The sequence below is a fragment of the Caproiciproducens faecalis genome (assembly GCF_019448085.1).
GTDB classification, from domain to species: Bacteria; Bacillota; Clostridia; order Oscillospirales; family Acutalibacteraceae; genus Caproiciproducens; species Caproiciproducens faecalis.
In genome coordinates, this window is the sequence record NZ_JAGFNZ010000002.1 from 429,959 (window position 1) to 449,433 (window position 19,475).

20 protein-coding genes are annotated in these 19,475 nt (G+C 36.3%); 1 reads left to right on the forward strand and 19 read right to left on the reverse strand.

Translation table 11 applies throughout. The annotated features are described in order from the left end of the window. Positions 1-146 precede the first annotated feature (146 nt). The 5 genes from J5W02_RS06375 to terL are packed head-to-tail and all read right to left on the reverse strand — an operon-like array spanning position 147 to position 4,535. Positions 147-1,454, reverse strand: a complete 1,308-nt coding sequence (locus J5W02_RS06375; protein WP_219964841.1) for a phage portal protein — start codon at positions 1,452-1,454, stop codon at positions 147-149. A gap of 60 nt (positions 1,455-1,514) precedes the next feature. Next, positions 1,515-2,126 carry a Fic/DOC family protein gene (locus J5W02_RS06380; RefSeq protein WP_219964842.1) on the reverse strand — a complete coding sequence of 204 codons (612 nt, stop codon included), beginning with the start codon at positions 2,124-2,126 and terminating at the stop codon, positions 1,515-1,517. Continuing rightward, positions 2,126-2,320: a hypothetical protein gene (locus J5W02_RS06385; RefSeq protein WP_219964843.1), complete on the reverse strand. Its 195-nt coding sequence runs from the start codon at positions 2,318-2,320 to the stop codon at positions 2,126-2,128. Before J5W02_RS06385 ends, J5W02_RS06380 begins: the two co-directional genes overlap by 1 nt. Before the next feature lie 57 nt (positions 2,321-2,377). After that, complete coding sequence (locus J5W02_RS06390) at positions 2,378-2,923, reverse strand: hypothetical protein (protein ID WP_219964844.1); 546 nt, start codon at positions 2,921-2,923, stop codon at positions 2,378-2,380. 13 nt (positions 2,924-2,936) lie between these two features. After that, the gene (terL, locus tag J5W02_RS06395) at positions 2,937-4,535 is read right to left on the reverse strand and encodes a phage terminase large subunit (protein WP_219964845.1); all 1,599 of its coding nucleotides are present in this window, start codon (positions 4,533-4,535) and stop codon (positions 2,937-2,939) included. A gap of 75 nt (positions 4,536-4,610) precedes the next feature. Between terL and J5W02_RS06400 the strand changes: the two genes are divergently transcribed. Next, positions 4,611-5,153 carry a hypothetical protein gene (locus tag J5W02_RS06400; protein ID WP_219964846.1) on the forward strand — a complete coding sequence of 181 codons (543 nt, stop codon included), beginning with the start codon at positions 4,611-4,613 and terminating at the stop codon, positions 5,151-5,153. 126 nt (positions 5,154-5,279) lie between these two features. Here J5W02_RS06400 and J5W02_RS06405 read toward each other — a convergent pair whose 3' ends face one another. The 14 genes from J5W02_RS06405 to J5W02_RS06470 all read right to left on the reverse strand — a co-directional run bounded on the left by J5W02_RS06405 (position 5,280) and on the right by J5W02_RS06470 (position 19,471). Beyond that, entirely contained in the window at positions 5,280-6,116 is an 837-nt protein-coding gene (locus tag J5W02_RS06405; RefSeq protein ID WP_219964847.1) for a tyrosine-type recombinase/integrase, read from the reverse strand. Positions 6,117-6,221: 105 nt separating this feature from the next. After that, the gene (locus J5W02_RS06410; RefSeq protein ID WP_219964848.1) at positions 6,222-6,755 is read right to left on the reverse strand and encodes a hypothetical protein; all 534 of its coding nucleotides are present in this window, start codon (positions 6,753-6,755) and stop codon (positions 6,222-6,224) included. Between the two features lie 116 nt (positions 6,756-6,871). Continuing rightward, positions 6,872-7,090, reverse strand: coding sequence for a hypothetical protein (locus J5W02_RS06415; protein WP_219964849.1), 219 nt, complete (start codon positions 7,088-7,090; stop codon positions 6,872-6,874). Between the two features lie 170 nt (positions 7,091-7,260). Further along, entirely contained in the window at positions 7,261-8,073 is an 813-nt protein-coding gene (locus J5W02_RS06420) for a hypothetical protein (RefSeq protein WP_219964850.1), read from the reverse strand. A 112-nt stretch (positions 8,074-8,185) separates the two neighbouring features. Then, positions 8,186-9,442 (reverse strand): site-specific DNA-methyltransferase, encoded by a 1,257-nt coding sequence (locus J5W02_RS06425; RefSeq protein WP_219964851.1) that lies wholly within the window; start codon positions 9,440-9,442, stop codon positions 8,186-8,188. Then, positions 9,442-9,645, reverse strand: coding sequence for a hypothetical protein (locus J5W02_RS06430; RefSeq protein WP_219964852.1), 204 nt, complete (start codon positions 9,643-9,645; stop codon positions 9,442-9,444). The genes J5W02_RS06425 and J5W02_RS06430 overlap by 1 nt, the downstream gene beginning before the upstream one ends. Positions 9,646-9,802: 157 nt before the next feature. After that, complete coding sequence (locus J5W02_RS06435; protein WP_219964853.1) at positions 9,803-10,150, reverse strand: hypothetical protein; 348 nt, start codon at positions 10,148-10,150, stop codon at positions 9,803-9,805. Positions 10,151-10,373: 223 nt separating this feature from the next. Then, positions 10,374-11,924: a DEAD/DEAH box helicase family protein gene (locus J5W02_RS06440; RefSeq protein ID WP_219964854.1), complete on the reverse strand. Its 1,551-nt coding sequence runs from the start codon at positions 11,922-11,924 to the stop codon at positions 10,374-10,376. A gap of 6 nt (positions 11,925-11,930) precedes the next feature. After that, complete coding sequence (locus J5W02_RS14910) at positions 11,931-12,119, reverse strand: DUF5659 domain-containing protein (RefSeq protein WP_407928364.1); 189 nt, start codon at positions 12,117-12,119, stop codon at positions 11,931-11,933. 94 nt (positions 12,120-12,213) lie between these two features. Then, positions 12,214-12,555 (reverse strand): hypothetical protein, encoded by a 342-nt coding sequence (locus J5W02_RS06450; protein ID WP_219964856.1) that lies wholly within the window; start codon positions 12,553-12,555, stop codon positions 12,214-12,216. A 93-nt stretch (positions 12,556-12,648) separates the two neighbouring features. Then, positions 12,649-13,398: a DUF3102 domain-containing protein gene (locus tag J5W02_RS06455; RefSeq protein WP_219964857.1), complete on the reverse strand. Its 750-nt coding sequence runs from the start codon at positions 13,396-13,398 to the stop codon at positions 12,649-12,651. Between the two features lie 160 nt (positions 13,399-13,558). After that, complete coding sequence (locus tag J5W02_RS06460) at positions 13,559-17,062, reverse strand: hypothetical protein (RefSeq protein ID WP_219964858.1); 3,504 nt, start codon at positions 17,060-17,062, stop codon at positions 13,559-13,561. A gap of 374 nt (positions 17,063-17,436) precedes the next feature. Beyond that, positions 17,437-18,648 (reverse strand): competence protein CoiA family protein, encoded by a 1,212-nt coding sequence (locus J5W02_RS06465; RefSeq protein WP_219964859.1) that lies wholly within the window; start codon positions 18,646-18,648, stop codon positions 17,437-17,439. A 34-nt stretch (positions 18,649-18,682) separates the two neighbouring features. Continuing rightward, the gene (locus tag J5W02_RS06470; RefSeq protein ID WP_219964860.1) at positions 18,683-19,471 is read right to left on the reverse strand and encodes a phospholipase D-like domain-containing protein; all 789 of its coding nucleotides are present in this window, start codon (positions 19,469-19,471) and stop codon (positions 18,683-18,685) included. Positions 19,472-19,475 lie beyond the last annotated feature (4 nt).

The window sequence follows — 19,475 nt, forward strand, 5'->3', positions numbered from 1 at the left end:
TAAAAGCCGATAAACCCGCATAAATACTAGGCTTATCGGCAATTTTGGTAAATTGATATTATTGTGTATTTCATTGTTTTAGGCTATAAAAAAACAGGGGAGGTATAATTACCCTACCCTGCTATGAAAGTGCCTGAAATATTGTTTTATTGTGTAATCGTCGGTTCTGTATCCGTAGTATTCTCTGCCTTTTGTTTTTGCTCTGCCTGATATTTATTAAGTTCAATTTTAGGACTCTCTACAAAGGGCAGCAAAGTAAGGAGTGTTTCCTGCGAGCAGACATTTTCAAGTTTGACAATCACATCTGCAAGCCCTGTCAAATCGGTTGGCAGATTTCTTGTGAACTTTACGATGACATCCCGGTAATCATAAGTAATACCTTCTTTTTTAGCAATGAAAACAAACAGATTTCTGAGCCGCTCTTTGATTACCCGTTCCATAAAGGCTTCACGCATGGATACCCGGTTTTCCAGATTGAGCAGTTTATTGCGCAAAGCTAAGGAAGAGGTATTGGCTGCCCAATTCTCATTGAAATTGACCTCATCCATCATGTCATAGATTTTACGTTCAATATTTTCTAATTCGTTTTGCACAAAACTGTCATTAATATCTTTGGTGAGCCAAGAAACCTTACCGCCCTTAGGCACCTGAATAATGCCCATACTTTTCATTTTCAGCAGGTCATCCTCTTCCAGCTTGGCATTCTCTACCACAAGGTAAGCGTTTCGGTGATCCGCAATCTCGTTCACTAAATCCGAATTAATAGCATTATAGGCATCAAACAAAGAAACCACATCTTCAAATCCGCTTTTGCGATCAGAATTAGCGGGGCAGACAATTACCGGTACCCTGCCGAAAATATGAGGATGGCTACCCAAATAGTTCAGATTTTCCCCTGAACTGACTGTGCCCAATGAATCTGCATCACCAATTTCATAATGCATAATTTGCGTATCGGTATAAACATCCACATAAAGATTGGAATCAAAAGGCTTCTTAAATTGGTGCAGAGCAAGGATGACATTTCGGTCGGCAGAGCCATCCTCTAAGCAATAGCAATTGAGTGGAGTCAACACTGTCCCACAGAATTCACCATCTGTATTGATGTAATCCAGTTCATAACTTTCACCAAAGATTTCCGATTGCTTTCTTAGATTGAGATTATGTTCTTTGTCCCAGTGAGAAATGTTGTGGTCAACACAGTCCACCACAGCTTTGTTATCGGTTTTGGATATAAAATTAACCGGCTTACCCAAAAGGTACCCGGTTTCGTTATCCACAAACTTTCGTGGGAAGTTGAATATTAATTTTCGGTTGCTGCGGCTGTCCTGCATATCGTAATCGTGCAGGATATTATGGTCGCCATCATAATAATGCTTATATTTTAACTTTTGTTTTGCTTGGGTATTTAACTCATCAAGACAAAGCCTGATGAGATCTTCGTTTACTTCCAAATAATCCTCTCCTTTCAAAAATGGGCAGAAAAAAGGACTTCCGAAGAAGCCCAATATGATTTAAACTATTTTTTCAGCACACTGAATTAAACAATGCTGAAGATGTTCCGGTTCAAATACGGATGCAATAGAAGCGTCCAGTAACTCTTGCTTTGAAACTTTGTCCCAATGAATGGCATAACCGTTTTTGAGTGCTAGTTCTCTAATAAATTCTCGTATTGTTCTTCCGTTCCCTTCTCGAAACGGATGAATGATATTCAATTCTGCCATATAATATGTAAGCTTTTCAAAAAACAGTTCTTCATCCAACCCAGCTAAGGAATTGTCAGCTTTCAATTTGTAAAAAAGCATCTTTAGTTCCCTGTCTATAGATTGTACCGGGTAAAATTTTGTTTGCCCTTTGGATATATTTTCATAGCGGATTCTTCCGGCAAAAGAATAAACATCCCCAAACATAAACTTATGAATACGAAATAAATGAGTTATACCAAAGCGTCCTGCAATCGGTTGGTGAGTCAACTCATAGGCTTTTTTAAAAGTAATTTCTTCCTCAGCCATTTTAAGTAATTTTTCATCTTTTATATGCATTTTATTGCGTAACACAGGTACATCCTTATAATAGTAAAGCGACCATGTATCAACATAAATTTCATATTTAGAAAACTCACCCATTACCGCTGTGCCATCTCTCTGTATTTCTTGGTAACAGCCTCTATTTCCTGCTTACATGAAATTCTTCCAGCATCACGCATCCGGCAGTATTTTAATGTTTCCCGACTTGGAGTAATCCCCTCTACAGCAAAGGAAGCCATTGTGCTCTTCAAATTTTTTTTGTTTTTATCACTTACTCTTATGCTTTTCTCCATGTCGGCACCTCTTTCTTATCGTTATTATACTGAAATCTCTTCAATTTATCAATATTTTTACTTAACTTCCGTATATAAAACTGATACATTAAGTTGCTCCGAATTGCATTTGCCCCAGTCAATCCAGGTGCTGTTCTCCAAAATGTGCTGAGATGTTTTATGCCTTCCAAATTCATCAATTAATATTGCAACACCACATTTGGCTTTTCTATTTTCAACAAAGCGGTGAATCCTATCAATATCTATTAAGACTCCACTCCATTCAACAACTGGCAGCTTATGTACGCAAATATCGTCTTTACGCATCTTGGAAGGCTCGAATTTAAACTCGATTACAAATTCAGCTTGTGCCTTTCCAATTAATATATCTTTGTCATTGAAGTTGTTTGCAATAACTGCAATATCAACGCTTTTGCTTCTTTTTTCTCCTGACTCAATTGGGAAGTCATTAAACACTTTATATGGAAGTCTATTATCACCTATGTAATTTTGGATGTACTTTTGAACAGTCCAAACAAAGTCTCTTTCACAGTAAAAATGGAAATTACAATAGTTTTGCCTTATAGCTTCCAAACAATTTTTATGCACATCCAAGAAATTCATTCGTGTTATCCCCTTAAAATAGCAGCCCTCTATCAAAAAACTTCAAGCTCTGTACACCCTGTACCAATTGTACCGCACCATAAAGGCTGTCCGGTGCGTCATCATGCTTCGCACCTTTGTTATAATCCTTTACTTGATTATTATACGCCACATTTGCAGGATTGAAAAGAATAAATCCACGCTTGATGTCAGGCTCAAGTGTTATAATTCGCTCATGCTTCTGCCCTTTGGAATTCACTTCTTCCACCGGGGTAAAAATGCGTTTTTCCCATAGGCTTTCCTCAAATTTTTGTTTCATATAGCTCTGCGCCTGCGTCGCTTCAAAGCCAACTTTTTCAATAGGGAACTGCTGCAACTTTTCGATGGCAACCTGAAAAAGGTCATCGGGCAGTAGCTTATAAATACTTCCGTCCAGCACATACATCTGCCCAGTTTTTTCATGTCTACCAAGTATTGTAATAGCAGAATAGTCGTTGCGCTTTCCGGCTTTGATGGCAGGGTCAACATACATGACTATCTCCAAATCAGTGTAGTCCGGTAGGCTGTCCCACATAGAAATATTCTGAAAAATATAATCATCAGTGGAACGAGGATCGTTCTGTAATTCCTTGTAAAATGACTTATCTCCCATAGACTGCTTTTTGCACATCAGATAATAGTAATCGAGGTATTCATGCCACAAGATTTCAGTACCTTCCAGCATGGCTTCTTTGTTATCCTCAAAATATGCCTTGGCAGTATTGATGCGATCAAAATCCTTTAAATTGTTATATAGCCGCTCCCATTCACCCCATAAATCATCGCGCTCTGAAAATGATAGGATTGCTGCTTTTCGAATACTTCTCACCCCGGAGATTTTGCCCTTGAGAAGCTCTGCCATCAGATCTTCCTCATGAAGAACTGTGCCAACCACAAGGATGTTTGTTTCTTTTGTGCCAATTGGAATGACAACATCTGTAAAGGTGGATTTCACTTGCTCACGCTTGGTTTCAGATTTTGCGGTATCATCTTTCAGCAGATCATCGAGGAGTACAAGCTGAGGGCGGTACTGTTTGAAATGAATACCACGCAGGGAACCATCAATACCACGGATCATAATACAGGCATCAATGCCGCGACCTCTTATCCAAATTTCATTGTTGTTCCATCGATTCCCCTTTTCAATGCCGAAGTCTTCAATCAGCAGTTTATTGTTTTCCAGTTCATCCTTAATCATATCAAGAAATGGCAGTGCAATCTGCTCGGTTGCTGAGATAATTAAGGTAAACTGGGATTTGTTATATAATGTAGAATAGAGCGGAAACAGAAATGAATTGATGGTACTTTTACCGTGTTCACGAGGTAATCCGAATGCTTCAATCAGCCCACTGTTACCTAGCATATATTTCAGTTCAGAAAACAGTTCCTTATGGAAACTACCAAACGGACGGTCAAAGTATTTTGGGAAATAGCATAGAGCAAAAAATTCAATGTCGATTTCACCAAGCAGTTTTCTAAGCTCTGAAAACGAAAATTCCTTGACCAGCGTTTTCACTTTATCTTCAGAAAAATATTTATCAAGGTATTGCTTCAGTAATTCATTTTCTCTTGTTTGTTCTTCCGTTATTTGCATGGAGCCTCCTTTCCTTATATGTATAATTGTAGTATTATAATGTTTAAAATACTTTTTGCTTTGGAGGGAACTGTTTTGAGTAAAGTCCGTACAATAAAGACTATTGACGAAGCCATCCTTCTTCGAAATAGTGTTTTGAAATCTGCAGAAATCTCAAAATTAAATATTATTTCTATGATTTCAAATAACAGTGCTCTCGACTTAATGTATAATCTCAAATTTAAAGAGGTTGGAATCGAGCCATTAGAAAATAAGCCAATCAATCTTATAGAGCAGCTAAATCAAATGTTCACATACTTGGTTTCTATTGAAGCTGTTATCTATTTGATGAAGATTTACCCCGGTATGTCTTTCACTCTTAATCTTGGAACTTCATCAGGATATGATGTCGAATCCGTTGATCAAACTGTTATTGCTGAGACATTTTCAGCCACATCTCCAAAAAGTAATGGCAAGCTCAAAAAAGATGTCATAAGACTAAATGCAAACGATAACGCTTTACATAAATACTCATTTTATTACTCTGACGTTGACTCTCCCGTTTACGTTGAAAATCTAAAACGCGCATTTCCTAATGTAAATATTATTAAGATATCTTTAGATAACCATATAAAATAATTTTGAAAAAATTGTACTGTAAAAATTTTTGGAGCTTCAGCTGTGGGGTTGATTTTTCCACATAGAAGACCCCCTCCCATCAAAAGCGACACTGTTTCCAGCATCGCTCAATATATTCTATTCAGTTTACCAAGCCAAGCCTTGCAAAGCGTCAGCCTTATCCTGCTCAGTGGTTTGTGTGTAAAGGTTTGTGGTGAGAATACTCTCATGGCCAAGGATTTGTTGGATAGTCGTCATTGGCGTACCTGTTTTGATTAGCTTATAGGCAAGGGAATGGCGCAGCATATGAGGTGTAACTTTAATACCAAGTGCCTTGCCATAGTTACAAAGGATAATCTCCACAGCACCTCTACCCAGTGCGCCACGTTGCCCCAATAGGAGCCGCTGTGTGCTGCTGTCTGGTCGTACTGCGAGGTATTGTTCCAATGCTTGCTTTGCAACAGCGTTGAGGGGCAGTGTGCGGTTGACCATTCCTTTGCCAATCACTCGGATATGGCTGTCAGTATCACTTATGACAATATCGTTAATGGTCAAACCTGTCAGTTCACTCACACGAACGCCGGTTCCAAACAGCAATTCAATGATACAGATATGCATTGGGTTTCCTTTTTGCAGAATTGCTTCATGCAGTGAGGTCAAGTCCTGCTCCGATAAGCCTTTATAATTGCATTTATCCCGGTTCTTGGTAAGCTTTGCGGCATAGGCTTCCGGCAGTAACCTTGCATCATAAAGGTATCGGCAAAAAGCATTGACACTGGCAAGCTTACGATTGGAAGTAATGACTGTTTTCTCCTTTGCAAGCAAGTATCGCTTGTAAGCAATAAGGTCAAATTCAGTTATTCGCTCCGGTTCCTTGTCATACCAAGTGAAAAAGCCTTTCACATCGCGCAAGTAGCAGGAAATTGTGTTTTCACTGCGCTCTTCACGCATCAGATATAACTGGAAGTTATCAAGGTTTATCATAATATAGCACCATCCTTCGGTACTACATTAATCACTCAAAGTAGGTACTAAGTCAAGATAATTCTTACAACATAACCTTAATTCCGTAATGAGCAGCAAAAATCATTAGTCGCATTCCAAGTTCTCATCATCTTCAGAAGTTTCAGCAATCTCCGGTGGCTGCTCATCAGAAAGCATTTGCAGGAACAATTCTTTACGAGCCTGTTCATTTTGTGCGGTATCAAGAATCAACTGCTTTTTATCCGACCATTCCTCCGGGCATCGATTGCGAAGAAAAAAGGATATTGCCTGTGCGGATGGTGGCTGGTGGCGCTTGGTTTTTTCCAGTTTGGTGTGCTTTTTTCCGTTTCTATCCTCTTCGACGATCGTTTTCAATTCTTCAAATTCATAGCCCGTGCACAATTTAAAAAGTGATTTTTCCACGTCCTGATTCAACAGGCACTTACCCATATTCACGAGTTCAGAAAGTGCTTCATGATCTTTGCAATATCTGTACCAAGAATCCGGCGATATTGATAATTTGTGGCAAATGTCACGAACTGAGTCTCCTTCGGCAATCCATTCTTTTATGTCCGACAAACGGGGTATTATGTCCGTATCATATTTACTGATTTTATTTGCTATTCCTTTTCTACTCATGGCGTTCATCTCCTTTCTTTGCCCCACATTTGGCCTGTGTGGGCATCATTTTATATTATCAAGTATATTTGCGCGTACCATAAGGAAAAGGGGCTGTTCGCCCCAGTTTTCTACAATTATTCTTCAATCATATCCGCAATGAAATGCAGAAGAAATGGAATATCATATGAAGTGAATGTTTCCGGCAGTTCTCCAGTCAGCATCAATTCGTCAATCCGTTTGGAATCAGCCATATCGGTTGGCAATATCTGCGGCATCAATACTTTTTTCAAACCATTCTGTTCAGCCTGCTGTGATAGATTTCTCAAAGTATCAACTATTTCCTGTCTTTCCATAAATAATCCTCCCTGTTTTGAATTTACAACATTCATCACTTAAAAGGAAAAATTAGTCAAGCGGCTTTTTTAGCCTGCGCATACGGATTTTTATATTCAGACAACAAAAAGAGGCTGAGCATTCACTCAACCCCAATTATTATCAACCTGCATAATACCACTTGTGATTACTATATAGTTGGCTTATAAAACATTTTATCAATTACTCTTGAGATAGGCCTTTCTAAAGGCAAATAATAATTCCCATAATTAGTATCATCCCTTCTAAGAGCAATTTTGTCATATTCAAAGTTTATTGCTTTAAGCGGATCATCTAATTTTTGAAATGTAGCCAAATCGGATTTTTCATTATCAAGTATTTCTATTACACTCTTTCTTAACTTTTGAAGCATCTCAAAATATGTACTACTATTAGAAACGCCGAGGAACCTCTTGATTTTATTCCTTGAAGCATTATCATATGGAATACATATATTCGGTAAAAGAATTGAATACCGTTTTGCTTTATATACACTATCTGAAATGGGAAAGTTAAATTCATTTTTCCAGAATTCATCACACCAGTCATCACATAGTAGTGTTTTCATATTTATAGAAGCTTTTTCGTATAATCTGTCCCAGTTGTCTTTTAAGTAGATTAAGCTTTCTACTGCGCCTTTAATTCTGTGTGGGAGCTTACTATAATCTACTTTTTCCTGCCCTACAATGTCTGCTATGCATTGATGTCTCCTAGCGTCTACAAACATTCGCAGATATGCACCAATAATATCTTCAAACACTAACCCGCTTTTTAACTTCCATTGTTTGGTTCTATTATAATGGTTGCAAGCACATAAAGGATCACAGTTGAAATTTACGTATTCCCATATTTCCATCAAAGTAGCTTGCTCTTGGATTGGATACAAATTTCTATTATTGATTGCTGCATTCCTATTTGATTCATCAATTCTTTTCCTTATTTCATCAAGCCCTAATATTTCCATTCAGCTCACCTTCTGTGCCATAATTATAGCATAATACTTTTTTACTGAATAGAGAGAGATAGAATACTAGTCATATAGGAATTTCACGTTATTTATCATTTCAATGAAAGAATTAGTCAAGCGGCTTTTGAACCTGCTCATATGGAATTTTTGCATCGCCACGCAAGAGAAAAATTTCATTTTCAGAACCAACTTTATCAATATAACGTTTCACAATTACATCCACATATTGTGGGTCAAGTTCCATCAATAAGGATTTTCGGTCGGTATTTTCACAGGCAATTAAAGTAGTGCCACTGCCTCCGAACAAATCCAATACTATTTCCCCACGATAGGAACTGTTTGTAATCATTTTCTGCATTAATTCAATCGGCTTCATTGTTGGATGTAAATCAGATTTACTTGGCCTTTGAAAGTCCCATACATCTGACTGTGTTCTATCATCAAGCTGATGAATTCTTGGTGCATTATCAAGCCAGCCATAAAATATTGGTTCATATTTTGTATGGTAATCTTTTCGGGACAGTACAAGTCTGTCTTTATTCCAAATAATTGTGGATGACCAGTGAAACCCGCAATCTGAAAGCACATCCATCATATTTCCCCATTCTTGAGCCGACATGAAGGAATAGAGCATGGCTCCACTTTCTGCAACAGATGCAATATTTGAAAATGCTTTGAATAGGAAGTCATGAAAATCATCTTTCCCCATAGCATCATTCATAATACTTCGTTTTCTCCAACTAGGATGTTGAGTCGCACCATAATCCACATTATATGGAGGATCAGTACAGATCAGTTTTATCTCCCCACCATTAGCCAATTTTTGTACATCTGCCAAAACGGTACTGTCACCGCACATCAATCGGTGCTTTCCTAAAAGCCAAACATCACCCTTTTGTGAAACCGGTTTTTCCGGCAGTCCAATTTCAAATTCATCATCTTTTGATGTATCAGACTGTTCTCCTAAGTATTCATCCCATAACTTTTCCGCTTCATTCATATCAAATCCGGTCAATTCCACACTGTAGTCCTGTTTTTGTAAATCATCAAGCAATTTGGATAGCTGTTCAAAATCCCACTCACCGCTGATTTTATTGAGGGCAATATTCAGTGCTTTTTCTTTGGTTTTATCAACCTCAAGCACAACACACTCTATTTCGGCATAGCCTAAATCTTTCAATACAGAATATCGCTGATGGCCTCCGATAATCGTCATATCAGAATTTACTATGATCGGTTCAGCAAACCCAAACTCTTTAATGCTGTTTTTAATTTTTTCATATTCTTTATCTTCTGGCTGCAGCTTCTTTCGTGGATTATATTCGGCAGGAACTAATTTATCAATTGCAATTTTTCTAAACTCCATTATTGTTCCTCTCCCTTTACCTTGAACCACAGCTTTTGGACAAATTGGCCTATCTCAGCAAATGGGATGTGTTTATCACACCATCTAACCAACTTATTAACCATAAATGAAACTGCCATATAAAATCCAACGTAAATCAAAAAGCCAAGTAGTCCAATGAAAAAATGCGCTGTGTCTGTTAAAAGTAACCTCATAAAACTCATTCTTTTTCCTCCAATTAAAAAAGCTGCCTGCTCATAACGAGCAGACAGCACAGTCCAATATTCGTACTATTCAGTTTTACTTTAAATTTTGCAAATTCATGTTCTGAATTTCATCTTGCTGACTTCACCCCCTTTTATGAAAATTTCAATCTAATAATTATAGTAATTGATACTCATTGCTTTCAATTAACTTAACAACTGAATCACATAATTTATTATTGGCTATGTCGTTTTTATCGATTGAACTTACCAATACTTTAATATCCTGCTTTGAATATGTACTAACCAAAAGATTAGTAATTTCTGTCCGATATTTCATATACTGCTTCATTTCATATTCATGGCTTTCATTTGACATCATTCCACTGTTTTTAAATTTCGCTCTTTGATATGCAGCTTTACTGATTCTCTGCTCTAAATTTGCTAAACATGAAATTAATATTTCAGTATTCAATTGTTTATCATCAAGCATTTGAGTATAATATTGTAATTTTTCTTTTGTCATTTATATTTTATATCCTCCATTCTTTATAGGTCATGCAGACAGCTAGGCAGTACCGAAACAAGTTTCGCTACTGAATGACATTTTTTAAGTTATGTGAAATTCCGCTACGCTACATTTCCCAAACTTAAAATCTGTCTGAATTAACTTTTATTAACTCATATTTTTGTAAATAGTCATCAAATGGGCGTAACCCTCTATATAGAGCTTTCCGCCATTTTCATGACTATTTTGGTGTTAATACAGTCCAATCAAACGCTTCAATAATCCATGCATTAGGATATCTTTTTTGTTTACCATCAATAACTTTGCTTGTAGAAAACTCTCTAATACGAAAATTCAATACTTCGCCTTGAAATTTTAATGATTCTTCTTTCAAAGCTGCATTTAATAAGTCCAATCTTTTCCTAAGTTTTCCATCTCTTCTCACATTCATAATGTCAATTAAATCTTTCCTATCTGTACGCTGATACATTATTTGACCTTGATGGATATGCAAATAATCCTCCAGAGAATAATTTTCATTTATTAGGTTATATCTTTTAACACCTAATAAATTTTGAATATACTTACAATAACCAAATTCACCTAATTCTTTCATCTTTTTTATTCTTGCAAGATCATTTGTCTTTTTTCTGTACATTAGTGGATTTATTTTTTTATAAACGCCCTGATTGTTTTCATCTACAGCATCGAATACAATATAACTTTTATCATACTGCCTTTTAAATTTGTCAATATATTCATTTGTTGTATGCCCCGCTTTTAAATAATCAGCCATTTCTATTTGATGCTTATTAGATTGTTCTAATCCACCTAATACCATATTGTTTAAACTCTTGATACAAATGTTGAGACCATCTGTTTCATCTTGAATTCGTTTTCTACCAATACATTGTAAAAGTGAATGTACATCTTTTATATCTATCACTATGTCATGCAAATTTCTATCAATAATATTTACTCCTGCATCAAGACACGATGTGGTAATTAAAATTAGTTCATCAAATTTTTCATTTTTTAACATTGAGTTTATTTTCTCTTTATTGACATATTTATAATATATTGAATTACTAGAGCTGCAACAAAACAAACAATCCTTTTTGTATTTCTGATATAGTGAATACGCTTTTCTTGCTGACTGTATGAAAAATATTGATTTCTTGTTGTTCTTAATAGCCTTTTTTAAAAATTCTTCTGTTGTTTCTTCTTTATTATAAAATGTTAAACTTCTAATAAATGAATAATCATATGTTAATGTATAAGTAATTGGTTTAATATTTGGATATGAATCAGTAATATAGTCTACAACGTCTTCACCAGTAGCACTCATAAAAATCTTAACTGCATGTTTTTGATTAATAATTTTATCCAACGATAAATCCGTTGTGGTATTAAAGCTGCTATCATCAAGAAAATAATGAAATTCATCAGAAATTATAAACTGATATTTCACCCAATCAAAAGGAATGTTATATTGTATTTCAATTTGTGTTTTTTGGTAACTACGTATTTCAATTTCATCCGTTTTATGATTTCTTTCTATTTCGGCTTGAAATTGATCAATAGTATTAATCCGATGCAATAACATCAAGATTTTCTTGCCACTTGCTTTTGCAAAATCATATAATGGATTCTTAATGAAATAGCTTTTTCCCCTTCCACAATTGGCAGAAATTATGATTACATCCCCATCATGCCACGTCTCAATAATTTTAGGACTAATTAAATCTGTAATATACTTTGGTTCTTTTGGAGTTTGATTGATATTTGACATCGAGATTTATACCTCCTGATTGAACTGAGCCATTGCTGACCTTAGTTCATCTGAATCGGAGAATAGGAACACCTTAAACTGGTTGTTCTTCTCGCTGTCACTTACCTTTTTTATGTCATAGCCATGCCGTACTAAATAATTCGCCATTGATAAACTGCGAATTATGTAATATTGCTTTTCTTGTATTTTTATAATTGGTCACAATCCTTTTCATTTATTTTTTGTATGTTGAAACCATGTACATTAATATTTTTTCTGAGGGATACCAGTTGGCTAGCTTGTTACTGTTTCAAGTTCCACCGAATACGGCAGAACCGGAAGCCATAACACATTGTCCATTTTGTCGATAAGCCTTTTGCTTGCATTTATTGCTACAATAAATACTATCTTTCCTTTTGGCATGAAACTTGTTACCACAAATTGGACATATCTTTTCTCGTTCTAATTCTTTACGCTGTTTTCGATTAGCAATCTTAGCATCATTGGTACATCGATAAGAACATTTTTTCGCATTTGGCAATCTAGAATAAAACACTTTACCGCACCATGTACAAGTGCATTTATATCCATATCCGTATTTCTCATATTCTTCTTTTAAAAATCCTTGAATATCTTCTAAATCCTCATACAAAGAATTTATACTTCCCTTCATTTTTACGTTATGATTTTCAGTTCCGGCAAAATTGCCAGAACCCGTATTGGTAACATAAGTATACTTTTTGCTTTATATCCATCCGTGCTCATTTAGGCCATTCCAAGCTATGTCAAAATCATCTGAATGCAATTTCAAATTAGACGTTAAACAGTCACGCAACATCATATCTTCTTTGGAATAATTTGCATTGTTAATGTATTTTTTGATATAGCAAGGTACTATTTTCATGTCTAAGTCTCTACACGCCCTAACACGCTGATGTCCAGATATAATAATATTATCTTGACTGATTAGAATTGGATCAACTATACCGCTTGTTTGAACTGATTTTAAAAAGTCAATCCATGCATTACCAATGATATTTTTAAAATATTTACTGTGTGCCAGCAGCGGTTTTAGCTTGTCAATTTCAATATCAATAACCTCTGTATTATTAACTGTTAATGACTCATCTTTTAAATTTCTTATTTCTTGCTGTATCTGCCTTGTCGTCATTGATTCTAGATTATTTTCTTTAATGAAGTTTTCACGTTTATCTGTTGGAACATCCAAAAGTAAGAATAGTTTTGTTGTTCCCAAATTAGAAAGCGATTGCGAATTTGAAAACTCTGTTGCAATTCTCATAAATTGGTTCGCGGTTCGTTGGCTGAAATTAATTTTTTCTTCTAGCCAATTACCCCATTCTCCATGATTAAGTTGCTCTTTTGCTTCAATCAATTTTTTTCCTATTTCTAATATGTTATTAGCCGTCTGTTCCTTTAGTTCAAATATCTCATTTTCAATTGTTTGGATTGTTCTGACTTGGATTTTATTTGACATTGATAGAGTTCCTCCCATATATTTTTTTCTGCAAGATAACAATTGTATCATCTTTCATTGTCATGCCCTCCTTTGTTTTTGTAAGAGGGAATGATACTTTTCCGCTCTTCGCCCCCTCAAGGCGCTAGCCGAGAGGGAACAAAAAGAGAAATACATAAAACTATTTTTGTACTGTACAATCAATCTGTGCCGTGCGTTTTGTCTGATTGAAGATACGCTGGATAATCACTTTACCGCCGGAATACTGTTTCAACTCATCGTGGTTGATGCCGATAATCTTCCCCGCTTCGTCCCAAAGTTGCGTATAGCCATTCACCAAATTCAAGCTGAGTATTGCACCTTCAAAAAAGCGTTCCGAAATATCATCCATCTTTACTCCCAAATCAAGACCTTTGCACAGCACATCTTTCAATTCAATTCGTAGCTGCGGTTCCTTTGACCAGTATTCCTGTGGCACCGTAATATCGGAAATTTCGCAAATTTCATTTTGCTCGTAGTGGCGCTGTTCAGTGGATGCAGCATAATACTGGTCAAGCATCGTGAAATCATAATTTGAACTTTGAGCGTGAGAAACATCAATCTTTTCTTTGTCTTGATTGAGCCAAAGGTGATAAATCAACCCTTCCGGGAACATCCATGCAAAATTCCAGTTCTTCTCCCAACGCAGGTCTGGTTTCTCTTTATTGTTCTCTTTGGAATATTTGTACGCATAATTCACAGCAGCCTGCGCCACTATGGACTGATTAGAGCATAATTGATAGATTTTCTCTCTCGTCTCTTGATTCAACTCTGAATATTCTTGGCGTTTTAGTTTTCTCTGCTCTTTTGCATTATCGCTCTTAGAATAAGCATCAATTTTTTTATACTTTTTAATGATAGCTTTAAAGGCACTGTGATACTCTAAAAAATGCGATTCTAATTTCTGCTCGAATTCTCTGACAATATTACAACCCAAATTTGGGTTCAGAAGCAGGCCGGTTGTATTGTAAACCAACTGCGCCTCTTTTCGCTTTTTTGTGTTTGCATTAATTTGCTCTTTAATCCATGAATCATAATGAGAGAGAATTGCATCTGCAAACCAATCGAGAGGACTTAGGTAGTCCAAATCATACGACCACTTATTTCCTCCACATTTGTAGCATAAAAACTGGGGTTTCTTTTTATAGCTATACTGAAATGAGTCACTAATTGAAACTGCTAATCCGCTTTTACTTGCATCAATTTGAAGTCCTTGCAAATACTTTCCGTATCGGATTGCATACTGATATTTCTGAGGATTCTTTTCCGTAATCATACGGTTTTCCGCTTGGGAAGTCATATCGGTTATGTGACCGGTCTTATCGTCGGCTTTTAAGATAAAATCAACGACCGCTTTTTTATCATATGGAATCGGATCAGCAGTACCCTTGTCTGCAAAGTTAATTTGCGGTAGAGCTGGAATCAAAAAATTTGAAAAAGTTACTTTCCCCTTAGCTTTTAACTTTTCCAGCATCTCGGTTCTTGTCTTCATCAGCCGTTCATAAACACAAATTTCAGGATTTTCTTTTAGCGTTACATTTTTAAAAAAAGAAAGCCACGATACATCAGTTTGCCTGTAATCTGTTTTTGTGGAAAACAGGCAGATTTTATCTCCATCATAGTCCATATTCATTTTAGGCATAAACAGGCCTTCGCCGAACTGAATGATATGCCTAAGATGATTTGTCCATTTGCCATTATCCGGCTCAAAATTAATTTCAGCAGCTTCGGAGTAACTAGTTACCGGATTACGCATCCCGATATAGAGTCCCTGTGCCTCTCCCATAAAGGCTTGATTTTTAGGAACAATCTGTTGTATTTTTTTCACATCTCTGTGAATTGCCCACTCTATTAATGTTGGAATATGACAGGTAACAAAATGATAAGTACATGGCATATAGATTTTCCCAAGGCGCATATCATCAATTAAATATTCAATGCGCTCCAGAATTTTCTTACGCACATAGGGGTCAAAAACCATATTTTTATTTAGCTTGATTGCCTGAATAATCGGCTCCTCCCAGTTCTCGTTGGTATCAACAGAATCTTCTCCATCTTCATCAGAATCCTCTGTCTCAGTTTCTTTTTCCGAATCATCATCGTCTGCTTCTTCAGATTTAGCCGCTATGGTATCATCTTCCGGATTATCATCGTCAGGCAGAATTTCTTCCGCTGATTTCTTTTCGTCCTGAAGCATGTGTAAAAAAGCAAGCAAATATTTTGCTTTTTCCCAGTCAACTTCACCTTCATCGGAATAAATACTGATTGCCCGATTGATCATATTGCATTCATCTTGCGCAAACAGGGGAAGTGTAAACCAGCTGAGTTTGAGTGCCAGTAGCATCTGATATGTGATCTTCGTGTATTGGGAGTGGGGGACATGTACATAGTTGGCGATACCGAATGCGTCATATCCATATTTTTTAATGAGAGATTTATATTCTGTCATGTTATTGAACAGGCATCCATCCTTGTTTTCTGTTTCTCCCTTTTCAAGAAAAGCCTTAAAGCAGCTCTTTGTCATGAGAATATCTATCTTATCTGACTGGTGAGTCTCTCCGAAAATATCAGTAATGCTTGCTGCGTTCTTCTCTTTCAGCCAATAATGCAATTTAACAATACTGAAGAATGCTTTGCAGTAAGGAAAGCGAAGCTGTCCGCCTTCTGATTTCAAATCCATGTTTAACAGTTTCGCAAAACTTTCATCCATCAGGGCAGTACCATCGGCAAAATTGAGCGGGACATCTTTGACTTCTTCAACAAAATCGATACCTGTTGTCATCCGATTTACCGGAAATTCAAATTCATCTGGAATTGGTTCACACTGTTCCTTTGTGTAGCAGGGATTTGATTTATATAGCTTTTTGGCAAAAACTCTACTGACAGGTTTATCTGCCTGCTCTACTTTTGGACGTAACCCTTCCTTTTCCCATTGTGAAATTGTTCTTTCTGTTTCCTTGTTGCCGCTTTTCCGTTTTGGAATCTCTTTATCTTTGGCTTTTTGTTTTCCAGATGCCAAAGTTTCATAATATGTGTTAATTGCTCCAAGCTGTTGGAGGTAATCTTGATATTGTTTTTCCTCTTCCGGCGTTCGCTGATAGTCTGTGTTATATACAATTTTATTACCGCTGATGTCATATTCCAAATCTTCAATAACACAGATGTCAAGGTTATCAATGTAATCGCTGATATCAAAAAGGTTGCAGGAAGTAGTCATCAACGCAACTGCCGTCAGACATTTGCCCTGAACTCCCATTTGGGGTTTCTTTCCTAACGTCATCATTTCTACGACTTGATCATAAATGCTTGAATCCACATAATACTGCTTGCAAGTTTTATGCTGGCTACTGCTCAGGGAGCAATCAAGGAATACAAACTTTTTCTCTCCCAATGTCACTCCATCATTTAAGATATGGGCTAAAACCTCTTTCTCACCCTTTTTGGCATTTCTTCCTGTTTTAATGCTGATTACATTTTTCAAGGCCTCGGAATCGGGTGACCACTTCTTTTCGATCATATGGAACAGAAAATTCTCACTTTGCTTTACTGGAGCACCTTCACCGCTCATGGAAAATGTACCATCTTTGTCCGCTATGTCGCTAATACTGAACTGCCGAATTACATACTGTTTTCTTTTTGTTGACAATAAAAAGCCTCCTAAATTAAATTTTTGTAAACCAACCAGGCCTACACCGAAACCGGTATAAGCCTGAAATTTAATTTAAGAGGAATTTATAAAATTCATCTTTGCAGACCCCCTATCGTTTTATGTAAACAATAGAAAGGGAATTTGCTGTAACGATATTTGATCTGCCTTATTCAATTTTAGGAATCTAATTATGTATTCGAGATAGAACATAAAGTAAAATACACTTTATGCCTTCTCATATCGAAACAGTTTTTGACTATATTCGACTTTTTTATTATAAGTCCAACATTTACCAGTTGTCAATAGGATTTTTAAAAATTATATCAGAGCAAAAAGAAACCCCGGCTACTCTATTGGTAACCGGGGCGAACTTATGACTCTATTTTCTTGGCTTGTTCTAGCACATGCTCAAACACTGCTAGATATTTTCGTATCTCTGGTGTTCTTTCCTTTGTCTTGGCACGCTCATAGAGCTGCAAAAATATAGCAAGTTCATTATCATCACATTCATACACCTTACTAATCAGCATTTTTACAGCAGATACATTCTCATGGGCAGCAGATTTTAATTTATTTGCAAAGTCCTTTTCTGTCCACGCAGAATGTAATTTTACCGTTACCGGATAATACGTTCTCGGAATAGAAATTTTTTGTAAACAAAAAGGCTCCTCCTGCTCTATATGTACCAATTTTCTTTTTGGCCTTTGGATATTACCCTCTTGCTGCCGTTCTTGCTTTAAACGTTTTATTTTTTCTTCTCTTTGTTTTCGTGCTTGCCTTCTTAATTCGTCCTGTTTGATGAAACCTTCAAGCGCGACAGTTTTCTGCGTCTTCCAATCCTTAAAGCTCTGCCCAAAACCTATCGCAGACAAATTTATATTCTCAAATATAAGATTATCCAACGGGAATTGAAAAGAAAATATATTATGATCGCTGATACCGATTACATCGGCTCCTTGATAATTATATGTATCCTGATCCAAGGCATAAATAACAAATTGCTGTGTACCTTTATCTACTACAATGGCTGAATGAGTTTTTGATTCATTCAATTGAAACCGTTTAATATAGTAAAAATCCTGTTCATGGCGGCATTCCCCAACATCATCAACTGTAACCCACTCAACCTCAATATTACGTTTCCGATATGCATTTGTTAGAGTCGTAAGGGTTTTAGATGTTGTTTTTTTATCTCCAAATTCTATTGCGATTTGCTGGTTATTTGATTGCTTAAGCAAAATGGGCGTAAAATGCTTAGGGAAAATTTTAACGTCCATGTCCACAGATAATCCCGCATTGATATTTCCTTTAAAATGGTTATAAATATTTCTTTTAACTTCTTTCCACGTATCAGGAGTATCCCGATCATAATCATCATAGTCACATTGCCGATGATCAGGTAAGTGGGCAAAATGTGCGCTTCGTTTTTCGCCTCTTTTAAATACAACCGTTTGACCACATTCAGGGTCAAAACACAGCAACTGTCTTTCTCTGCTTTTTTCCCTGATTTCAGTTTCATCTATATATCCCTTTGAAACATCCATGGCATAGATAATCCGACCATCCAGCAAACATTTTTCCATTACACGTCACCACCAAAAAGCATCCGTTAATCGCTTATTTCCAAAGTCTTGTATACTTCCCATTTCCATTGAATTTGATTAATCCAAGGTCACGCAGTTCCTGAAGATTTCTTCTAATGCTAAAAGGTATTGTGTTGTTATTTGGATATGCTTTTTGAAATGTATTCTCATATTCATAAACATCGGCAAGAGAAAAGTTCATATCTCCAAATGCATCTATGACACGAAAAGTGATGCTCTGCCAACCGGATAACTGAGATATGATCCTATACTTATCAACGTCTAATACCTTGTCCTCTGATACTTCCGGTGGCATAAAGGCACACGGTTCTTTATATTCCGGCAAATTATTAAGAATACGAGTGATATGTTGAATTTTTTCAACATCAATCTTCCCGGTGGCTTCATCACTGCATATACTTTCAAAATCACTGTTTACCTGTTTAATAAGAGGGGGTTCATCAAATAATACGCCATATTCAATATTTTTTTCAAAACCGGAGTATGTAAGATTTGCCGATGTTATAATGGCATACTTCTTATCAAATAAATAGACTTTCGCATGCAACCGCTGGCTATTAAATACACTCCCATTATGCTCGTTGACCAGTTTGACCGCGTCAATATCTGAGGATTTCTTATAAAAATTATTCAGATTGAAAGTCGTCAGCAATTTTAGTGAACTTGAATTTTGTTTCTGCTGCAGTAAAGACGATATAATTGATGTTTTGACATAGGGTGCGCACAATTCAATTGAGGTATGGCTGTCACATACCAGTTGCATAAATAAATCTTTTATGGGACTATTTAATACTTGAACCATGCCA

What these genes read in the sequence shown, in the direction of transcription:
- J5W02_RS06425 (WP_219964851.1), bottom strand. Translation starts at nt 9,442, where the DNA reads ATGGAGTTTAGAAAAATTGCAATTGATAAATTAGTTCCTGCCGAATAT.
- J5W02_RS06465 (WP_219964859.1), bottom strand. Translation starts at nt 18,648, where the DNA reads ATGGAAAAATGTTTGCTGGATGGTCGGATTATCTATGCCATGGATGTT.
- J5W02_RS06455 (WP_219964857.1), bottom strand. Translation starts at nt 13,398, where the DNA reads ATGTCAAATAAAATCCAAGTCAGAACAATCCAAACAATTGAAAATGAG.
- J5W02_RS06380 (WP_219964842.1), bottom strand. Translation starts at nt 2,126, where the DNA reads ATGGGTGAGTTTTCTAAATATGAAATTTATGTTGATACATGGTCGCTT.
- J5W02_RS06420 (WP_219964850.1), bottom strand. Translation starts at nt 8,073, where the DNA reads ATGGAAATATTAGGGCTTGATGAAATAAGGAAAAGAATTGATGAATCA.
- terL (WP_219964845.1), bottom strand. Translation starts at nt 4,535, where the DNA reads ATGCAAATAACGGAAGAACAAACAAGAGAAAATGAATTACTGAAGCAA.
- J5W02_RS06430 (WP_219964852.1), bottom strand. Translation starts at nt 9,645, where the DNA reads ATGAGTTTTATGAGGTTACTTTTAACAGACACAGCGCATTTTTTCATT.
- J5W02_RS06435 (WP_219964853.1), bottom strand. Translation starts at nt 10,150, where the DNA reads ATGACAAAAGAAAAATTACAATATTATACTCAAATGCTTGATGATAAA.
- J5W02_RS06390 (WP_219964844.1), bottom strand. Translation starts at nt 2,923, where the DNA reads ATGAATTTCTTGGATGTGCATAAAAATTGTTTGGAAGCTATAAGGCAA.
- J5W02_RS06470 (WP_219964860.1), bottom strand. Translation starts at nt 19,471, where the DNA reads ATGGTTCAAGTATTAAATAGTCCCATAAAAGATTTATTTATGCAACTG.
- J5W02_RS06405 (WP_219964847.1), bottom strand. Translation starts at nt 6,116, where the DNA reads ATGATAAACCTTGATAACTTCCAGTTATATCTGATGCGTGAAGAGCGC.
- J5W02_RS06415 (WP_219964849.1), bottom strand. Translation starts at nt 7,090, where the DNA reads ATGGAAAGACAGGAAATAGTTGATACTTTGAGAAATCTATCACAGCAG.
- J5W02_RS06410 (WP_219964848.1), bottom strand. Translation starts at nt 6,755, where the DNA reads ATGAGTAGAAAAGGAATAGCAAATAAAATCAGTAAATATGATACGGAC.
- J5W02_RS06440 (WP_219964854.1), bottom strand. Translation starts at nt 11,924, where the DNA reads ATGTCAAATATCAATCAAACTCCAAAAGAACCAAAGTATATTACAGAT.
- J5W02_RS06385 (WP_219964843.1), bottom strand. Translation starts at nt 2,320, where the DNA reads ATGGAGAAAAGCATAAGAGTAAGTGATAAAAACAAAAAAAATTTGAAG.